The organism is Chlorogloea sp. CCALA 695, from assembly GCF_003003885.1.
Classification (GTDB): domain Bacteria; phylum Cyanobacteriota; class Cyanobacteriia; order Cyanobacteriales; family Chroococcidiopsidaceae; genus Aliterella.
In genome coordinates, this window is the sequence record NZ_PVWN01000114.1 from 1 (window position 1) to 5,940 (window position 5,940).

The window sequence follows — 5,940 nt, forward strand, 5'->3', positions numbered from 1 at the left end:
GCATGGGCTGTTCTCAGAATACTTAATTGAGCAACTTAAGTATCCATCCGTTCAAATGTTCCTTGCGTAAGTCCTGACGAATTTGGGTTTTGAATGTATCGCCAAGAATATTGCTTCAATTGCATCGTGGCATGAGCGTCCAGGGCGAAAACCATAGGAATTTGGTTCAAATCGCGCTTCCCATTCTGGCTCTAATACCAGTTTGACTAGCGCTTGCCTTGCTCTATCCTCTATGGTTGGTATTCCTAAAGGTCTTTTTTCCTCTGTACCTGGTTTGGGTATCCAAATTCGGCGCGTTGGTTTTACCTTGTTGCTCAGTTTGATTTTATCTACTAGGGGGAGACGTTGCTTTGGGGTCAAGCTTTTTAGCCCGTCCACTCCTGCCGTCTTCTTCCCTGTGTTATCCTGAGTTACCCGCCGGACTGCTAAAGCTTTTGCCGCCCTTGAACTTATCAACAATTTCTGGAGTCTGCGAACTACCTTGACATCACCACGATTAGACGCTTGGAATATCCGTTTTTGCAGCTTAAAGACGCTACGCTCTAGCTTTCGCCAGTTAATATCGCTCCATTTATACATCGACTCGATTGCCGTGTTCATAACATTTACACTGCTACTTATAGCTACTCCTTCCGTTTTACCGTGAGTCCGTCAGCGTATCCTTGCCATTACAGCAAGGCGTTAGCTTTTGACCCAATCTCTCTTACCTGTTACCTGAGCTTTTTTAACCCAGAGTTTTCATCTTAGCTGACTACTCAGAGTATTCGACCTCTCTGAGAGTGAACAGATAAGTTACTTCGTTCCTCATAACCATTGTTTTGTTCCGTTAAAATGTCACTTCTTCACCGAGTTTTTGGGTAACGTAGGTATGCCGATATAAATCCTCATACCACCCTTTTCTTATGCCCTTTTGGGTCTGCTAGTGCGTGAAGCCTTATTTCACTGGTTCGCGGTGACGGTGATTCAGACAGTGACTTAGCTTTCGCTATCCATAGGAACTTGCTTACGGGACACCACTTTTAGGCTAGTAGCTCTTTCCGCTTTTATTCTCGCTTCACCGATTGAGGGCTAGTCGCTACAGTGGAGAATATGCTTTCACTCCTACGTCTGGAGGACAGGACTTGACGTTTTCTAGGATACTAACGCCTCACCTGTAAGGTTATGAAGTTATCATCTACAAGGGATTAAAGTGCGAACTCAATTCCTTTAGGAATTACCCTGTAAATGTCGCTCATCCCCCGATTTCTCGGTTTCGAGCGAACGAATCGCACTCATATATCCGCACCCAATCACCATCACTTGCGCCATTTGCGGAAGTAATGATATACCGTTTTCCACTTGGGCAAATCATGAGGCAACAAATGCCAAGCCATTCCCCCACTCACTAGATAAAAAATTGCGTTGATGACTTCTCTCCTATCCACCTGACGCGGACGACCTCCAGCTTTAGCTTTTGGAATTAAGTCTTCCAGCAGTTCCCATTGTTCATCGCTTAAATCAGTGCGGTAGGGTTGTCTCATTCCTCTTGTTGCCTGTCGGTTTTTCTATTGACAGACTATACCACTAAGAGCTTTCCTACTTCTCAGACCTCCTCTAAAGTCCTAAAAAGACAAAACCATTCATGTGCCAGATGTGGATTAAAAACTACATCCGAGGAGAGAGTTCACTTGCACCATAAGGACGGAAATCACCACAACTGGAGAGATAACAATCTGGAAGCTCTACATGAGAGTTGCCACGATTATCTATACATGGGCAAAGGCGAAAGCTGAATTGAATCGGAAGCTGGGTGCGGTGAAAGTCGCACGCTCAGATTTAACTGAGAGGTGCGGGGTATAATAGCTCTCACCGGCTCAAACAAATAGGCTTTTTTTCTGGTCTGCCCAGGCAAATGCTATAATAAAAAATTGAACAAACGGGGAATTAGCTCAGTTGGTAGAGTGCTGCGATCGCACCGCAGAGGTCAGGGGTTCGAGTCTCCTATTCTCCATAGCTCGCAAGGCGATCAGCTATCTCATGCTGTCCCAAATGTTGTCAAACTGTCCCAAGGCTGTCCCAAGAATAGCCTAATGTTTGGGACACTTGCAACATTAGGCGCTCGCTAAGGCTTCTTTAGCTGTCTGTAAATAAGGTCTTCTAGTGGCAAGATCCTTAATAACGCTGTCATAGAGCCATATGGGGTTATAGGTTTCTCCTTGATAACTGAGGCGATCATAGTGCCATTCAGAGCCAATAAGGCTATCTAAGTCCCAAAGCTTACGCACCTTTGCGTGTTTAAACATAGGATTCCTTAAGCAATCATGATGAACTCTAGCAGTGCTTGTTCCTAGGGCTGTGGCTAGTGCTTTCTCAGTTATCATAGGCTTGTCCCATGAAGTGGCTTGCATTGTAGCTGAGTCCACTCCCCAGATAGTCATGACAAGAGCGTCTAGTTGCATTCCTTTGTAGCTGATGCGATCGCGCCTTAGGCTAGTTCTCTTATTCTCTAACTCCTTAGTTATTCTTGTCCAAGCTTGTTCTCTAGTTTCAGCCATTGGCTTACGCTGTAAGTTTCTCTGTTAACTCCTATTTTATCTTGTTTACAGCCTAACTCCAAGGCTGTAAGTTTCCTTGTGAGCTTACGTAAGTTAGTTGATGGCAAAGCACTTGATGCGATCTTAGATAAGCACCCCTAAACTAGCTCAAGTCAGCCCAGTTGCTAGGGTTACAGATGATATCACCCTAGTTACAATAGAGATAGCCCTTAAAGATATCACTAATGACCACTAAGAAGCAAGTCACAATGCTGCGCTTGGATAGCGATCGCAAGCAAACCTTAGATCAAATAGCAGATAGGCTCAAGCTTTCTAAGAATGCTGTCCTAGAGTTGGCATTAGATGGCATAGCCCAGAAACTAAGAACACAGCTAACACAGTCTAGTCTTGGGGATAACCATTATTTAGGAGACGAGACAATATGCCAACGATGCACAGAAAACAAGCAAGGATAGGTTTGCTATTGCCACTAGAACTATTAGCCAAGCTAGAGGCTGAGACTAAGAACAGCAAGCGATCGCTTAACGAGGTTATTAGGGCTGCATTGGTTGCTGCTCTTAATGCCTAAAAACAATGCCAGCTAACCTCTGTAAAGGCTAACTGGCTTCATGTAAACATACAACTTTCATATATTTCTATTATGTACAACTTTGATGATGATGACAATGACGACTATGAAGTCCGCAATGATGAAGGCTATGTAGACCAAGAAAAAACGATCACTAAGTTTTAGCGTCTTGGTTCTAGTTTGCTTATCAGTTCTGTAGCGCCCAAGGATAATGTTAGGGGTGCTGGCAATGATGCCAAGCAAGACCAAAGAGCGTTTAAGCGTTGGTTCAAGAAACAGCGCGACCCTAAATATGCTTTCTGGCAAGCATTCGAGATCGTTTATGGAGCTTTAAAGCTAGATGCTTGGGATGGCAGCATGATACTGGGAGGCATGGATATGTCAGTCAGTCAGTTAGTGCATAAACTTGAGAAGGTCTTAGAGATCATTTGCCCTTTAAGCAATGAGCAGCTATCTCGAAAGATCAAAGAAAGCTTTAGCTCATTTAACCCTATCCAAGAATATCTACATAAGTTGCCTGAAGCAACTGAAGATGATGTATAGATGTTCCAAAGTTTAGCTAAAACTTTGTTTGGTGATAGTCAAGACCAGATGGCTCAAGTGAAGTTATCCCGGTGGCTAATAGGGGCTGTGGCTAGAGCCTTAGATCCTGGCTGTCAGATGGATACAGCTTTAGTTATTCGAGGCAGACAAGGCGTGGGCAAGACAACGTTTTTAGGCGCGCTGTTTGGCAAATATTTTAGAACCTTACATAGTTCCAAGAATGACACAGAGCAACAGAGGATATTACCGCAAGCTTGGGGCTGTAAGCTAGGCGAGATAGAAGCCACTTTTAGGACTAAGGATATTTCAGCCTTAAAGGCTTTCTTAACTGAAACTAAAAACTCGTTTAGGGATATGTGTAAAGACTTGGGTGCGCCTAGACTCAGACATTGTGTGTTTGCTAGGACAACTAACGAGACAGCGTTCCTAAATGATCCCACGGGGTCTAGGCGCTTCTGGATAGTTGATGTAGATAACTATAAGATCCTCGTAGGCTAGGTTAAGGAGCATCGTGATCGCATTAGGGCAGTGGCTTTAAAGTTTTATAATGAGCAAGAGCCACATTGGCTAACTGAAGATGAAAACGAGCTAAACGAGGTCTATAATAAAGCATTCCAGTCTGAAAACAGCTTTGTAGGCACATTAGCCCATATGTTCGCTAGTTATGAGCAGATGGACGCTGTGGCAGGCAAGGGCATCGCTGTTAGCATTAGTGACGTTATGACGGCTATCCTAGAGATCAAGCCAGAGAGCCATACACGTAATAATAGGCAAGTTGCTAACGCTCTAGCTGAGTTAGGTTACATCAAGAAACGAGTCAACAATAAGCTTTTTAGTGGGAACCTGTATGTTTCTTCTAGTGCCAAAGACCCCTGTGTCTTGAAGCTGTGGCGCGATGGTGGAGGCATTAAAGTTGAAGGCACTAACTGGGCTAGTGCTTCAGAGCGTAAAGCATACACAGCTAAACAAGAGATCGATTAAACATCGACCAAAGAATATGTTATGTAACCCTAGGGCGATCTGGGGTTTTTCTGTATCATAGCTAGATCCTTCACACCACTTCATATCAAGCCCTAAAATGATATGAAGCCTGAAATGCTTATAGAGAGACAGTTACAAGGATCGTAACTAAAACCCTTCACATTATGGGGTAAAAAATAGAAGCCTTGTGCTGTCTCATTTTCAGCGCTTTTTATCCGATCCTTCATATCAAAATAATAAAACCATTTAAGAGGAAACCAACTATAAGGTTTGTGAGACGTGGTGTGAAGGATCGACGCTAAAACGCCTTAAACGCTTATGGGGCATAACTTCTAGGCTTCATGTCAATGGGGTGAAGGATATTGCTAGTTTCTAGAGTGCTTGCTGTGTAAGCATCCTACATCTGCGATCCTTCATATCAAACCAGAAGTGGCGTGAAGGATCTAAGAATATATGTCCTCTCACTAGCGTATTATGTAGCGCATCGACCCAGGTTAACTTTGGTTGTGCAAGCACGTCAAGATATCCCTAACCATATACAACTACACCCAGATCCCACAGATAGCCTAGTGACTGGGCATAGATATTCAAAAGCAACCCCTAGTTGAGGTTGCGCTACACAAAATAGTCTTGGTTAAACCCATTAGATAGTTAGCGCTATCAAGAGCTGGGCTAGTTCAGCTTTAGTGATCTTTGTTCTGAAGATGTGATCGCTAGAGGTTAGTCATATTTAAGTTTACAGTTTTATATGTATTCTAACAAATATTGCCACTGATGGCAACTTAACAACCAATGTTGCTATTGGTTATGACTTGGCTCTAGGTGAGCGCTGGGAACAGATATTTGCTGAATACAGCAGTTCTTGATTGGGGAAGATACAGTTAAGGAGGAAAAGTGAACTGAAATTAAATGAAAGCTTACTCAGTAGACCTTTGCTGTGAAAGTTATTGTTGCCTATAACCAGCGACAGGGGTCGAGGGCGACAACTAGCTAAAAGATTCCGAGTCAGTTTGAGATTTATTGAGAATTTGTTAAAGCGTTATCGCACAGATGGAACAGTCCAGAGCGCATGGAGGAGGTCAGGTAGCTAAAATTAGCCCAGAACAAGAGGCTGTGCTGATGACTTTAATAGAAGAGAATAATGATGACATTTTGGTAGAGTTGTGCGACCAACTGGAGCAACGTGTTGGAGTACGGATCAGTCGAGCTACGTTTGCGTAGTATACGCTCTGCGCGTTGGGACGATACGTCCAAAAGCTCAAACTTACCAGAAAAAAAAACTCTGCGCGCAACGGAGCGAGACAGCGAACGAGT

At 43.6% G+C, this 5,940-nt stretch carries 6 protein-coding genes, 1 tRNA gene and 2 pseudogenes; 6 read left to right on the forward strand and 3 right to left on the reverse strand.

Annotated features, from left to right (window positions below):
- Positions 1–75: 75 nt before the first annotated feature.
- Together C7B70_RS24765 and C7B70_RS24770 are read right to left on the reverse strand one after the other, a co-directional pair.
- Positions 76–600 (reverse strand): annotated as a pseudogene (locus tag C7B70_RS24765) (reverse transcriptase N-terminal domain-containing protein); the annotation flags it as partial.
- A 670-nt stretch (positions 601–1,270) separates the two neighbouring features.
- Positions 1,271–1,520: pseudogene (locus C7B70_RS24770) on the reverse strand (transposase); the annotation flags it as partial.
- A 397-nt stretch (positions 1,521–1,917) separates the two neighbouring features.
- On the opposite strand from C7B70_RS24770, the gene C7B70_RS24780 reads away from it, so the two are divergent.
- Positions 1,918–1,990 (forward strand) — tRNA-Ala (locus tag C7B70_RS24780).
- A 100-nt stretch (positions 1,991–2,090) separates the two neighbouring features.
- On the opposite strand, the gene C7B70_RS24785 is transcribed toward C7B70_RS24780, so the two are convergent.
- Positions 2,091–2,534: a hypothetical protein gene (locus C7B70_RS24785; RefSeq protein WP_106371559.1), complete on the reverse strand. Its 444-nt coding sequence runs from the start codon at positions 2,532–2,534 to the stop codon at positions 2,091–2,093.
- Between the two features lie 224 nt (positions 2,535–2,758).
- Between C7B70_RS24785 and C7B70_RS24790 the strand changes: the two genes are divergently transcribed.
- From C7B70_RS24790 to C7B70_RS26195, 5 genes are all read left to right on the forward strand, one after another.
- The gene (locus tag C7B70_RS24790; RefSeq protein ID WP_106371560.1) at positions 2,759–2,989 is read left to right on the forward strand and encodes a hypothetical protein; all 231 of its coding nucleotides are present in this window, start codon (positions 2,759–2,761) and stop codon (positions 2,987–2,989) included.
- A gap of 293 nt (positions 2,990–3,282) precedes the next feature.
- Complete coding sequence (locus C7B70_RS24795; RefSeq protein ID WP_106371561.1) at positions 3,283–3,645, forward strand: hypothetical protein; 363 nt, start codon at positions 3,283–3,285, stop codon at positions 3,643–3,645.
- Positions 3,646–4,143 carry a VapE domain-containing protein gene (locus tag C7B70_RS24800; protein ID WP_106371562.1) on the forward strand — a complete coding sequence of 166 codons (498 nt, stop codon included), beginning with the start codon at positions 3,646–3,648 and terminating at the stop codon, positions 4,141–4,143.
- A gap of 30 nt (positions 4,144–4,173) precedes the next feature.
- Entirely contained in the window at positions 4,174–4,626 is a 453-nt protein-coding gene (locus tag C7B70_RS24805) for a hypothetical protein (protein WP_106371563.1), read from the forward strand.
- 1,050 nt (positions 4,627–5,676) lie between these two features.
- Positions 5,677–5,847 (forward strand): helix-turn-helix domain-containing protein, encoded by a 171-nt coding sequence (locus C7B70_RS26195; RefSeq protein ID WP_146134172.1) that lies wholly within the window; start codon positions 5,677–5,679, stop codon positions 5,845–5,847.
- Positions 5,848–5,940: the final 93 nt, after the last annotated feature.

What these genes read in the sequence shown, in the direction of transcription:
- C7B70_RS24785 (WP_106371559.1), bottom strand. Translation starts at nt 2,534, where the DNA reads ATGGCTGAAACTAGAGAACAAGCTTGGACAAGAATAACTAAGGAGTTA.
- C7B70_RS24790 (WP_106371560.1), top strand. Translation starts at nt 2,759, where the DNA reads ATGACCACTAAGAAGCAAGTCACAATGCTGCGCTTGGATAGCGATCGC.
- C7B70_RS24800 (WP_106371562.1), top strand. Translation starts at nt 3,646, where the DNA reads ATGTTCCAAAGTTTAGCTAAAACTTTGTTTGGTGATAGTCAAGACCAG.
- C7B70_RS26195 (WP_146134172.1), top strand. Translation starts at nt 5,677, where the DNA reads ATGGAACAGTCCAGAGCGCATGGAGGAGGTCAGGTAGCTAAAATTAGC.